The following is a 1,978-nucleotide window of genomic DNA, read 5'->3' on the forward strand; positions in this document are numbered from 1 at the left end:
CTAGGTGAACCGTTTTCTCGAAATGGATGAGGTTGGTCACCTTGTTTAATTCTTAAATCTGGAAAAAGCTATTAAATTCTTTTGTCTACTTCAGTCTATTAACTTCTGTCGCTTATAAACCACTTTGGCGTTGTATGGTTAAGCCTCTCGGGTAATTAGTACGAGTTAGCTTAATGCCTCACAGCACTTCCACATCTCGCCTATCAACGTTGTAGTCTTCAACGGCCCTTCAGTTGACTCTAAGTCAAAGTGAGAACTCATCTCGAGGCCTGCTTCCCGCTTAGATGCTTTCAGCGGTTATCAGTTCCGAACGTAGCTACCGGGCAATGCAATTGGCATCACAACCCGAACACCAGCGGTTCGTCCACTCCGGTCCTCTCGTACTAGGAGCAGCCCCTCTCAATTCTCAAACGCCCACGGCAGATAGGGACCGAACTGTCTCACGACGTTCTAAACCCAGCTCGCGTACCACTTTAAATGGCGAACAGCCATACCCTTGGGACCGACTTCAGCCCCAGGATGTGATGAGCCGACATCGAGGTGCCAAACACCGCCGTCGATATGAACTCTTGGGCGGTATCAGCCTGTTATCCCCGGAGTACCTTTTATCCGTTGAGCGATGGCCCTTCCATTCAGAACCACCGGATCACTATGACCTACTTTCGTACCTGCTCGACGTGTCTGTCTCGCAGTTAAGCTTGCTTCTACCATTACACTAACCGTACGATGTCCGACCGTACTTAGCAAACCTTCGTGCTCCTCCGTTACTCTTTGGGAGGAGACCGCCCCAGTCAAACTACCCACCAGGCACTGTCCTCAACCCCGGTTCAGGGGCCTAAGTTAGAACATCAACACTACAAGGGTGGTATTTCAAGGTCGGCTCCACAGAAACTAGCGTTCCTGCTTCAAAGCCTCCCACCTATCCTACACATGTAGGGTCAATGTTCAGTGCCAAGCTGTAGTAAAGGTTCACGGGGTCTTTCCGTCTAGCCGCGGGTACACAGCATCTTCACTGCGATTTCAATTTCACTGAGTCTCGGGTGGAGACAGCGTGGCCATGGTTACACCATTCGTGCAGGTCGGAACTTACCCGACAAGGAATTTCGCTACCTTAGGACCGTTATAGTTACGGCCGCCGTTTACCGGGGCTTCGATCAAGAGCTTCGCCTAAGCTAACCCCATCAATTAACCTTCCGGCACCGGGCAGGTGTCACACCGTATACGTCATCTTACGATTTTGCACAGTGCTGTGTTTTTAATAAACAGTCCCAGCCACCTGGTCACTGCGGCTCTCGTTTGCTTACAGAGCAAGTCTTTCACAAACAAGAGCGTACCTTCTCCCGAAGTTACGGTACAATTTTGCCTAGTTCCTTCACCCGAGTTCTCTCAAGCGCCTTAGTATTCTCTACCTGACCACCTGTGTCGGTTTAGGGTACGATTCAGTATGAACTGAAGCTTAGAGGCTTTTCCTGGAAGTAGGGCATCAACAACTTCACCACCTTGGTGGCTCGTCTCGACTCTCAGCCTTGGCAACCCGGATTTTCCTAAGTCACCAGCCTACAGCCTTTCACATGGACAACCAACGCCATGCTTGCCTAGCCTGCTCCGTCCCCCCATCGCATTCATACCGAGTACGGGAATATTAACCCGTTTCCCATCGACTACGCTCTTCAGCCTCGCCTTAGGGGTCGACTCACCCTACCCTGATTAACATGGGATAGGAACCCTTGGTCTTCCGGCGGAGGAGTTTTTCACTCCTCTTGTCGTTACTCATGTCAGCATTCGCACTTCTGATATGTCCAGCATGCCTCCCGGCACACCTTCAGCCACTTACAGAACGCTCCCCTACCCCGCGAATATACCCCGAAACTATCTCTTGCCAACTCAACGTGTTGGTCGCTTGACCGTTGGGCACTTCGTGCGTCAACGTTAATCTTAAAATAGTTTGGGTGGTATATTCGCAGCCGTAGCTTCGCTG

The 1,978-nt window shown here is 50.9% G+C and carries 1 rRNA gene; it reads right to left on the minus strand.

Features of this window, described 5'->3' with window-relative positions:
• Nucleotides 1-134 precede the first annotated feature (134 nt).
• Nucleotides 135-1,978, minus strand: a 23S ribosomal RNA gene (locus CWC03_RS23640); the annotation flags it as partial.

It is taken from the genome of Pseudoalteromonas sp. S2755 (assembly GCF_005886535.1).
In the GTDB taxonomy this organism is placed as follows: domain Bacteria; phylum Pseudomonadota; class Gammaproteobacteria; order Enterobacterales; family Alteromonadaceae; genus Pseudoalteromonas.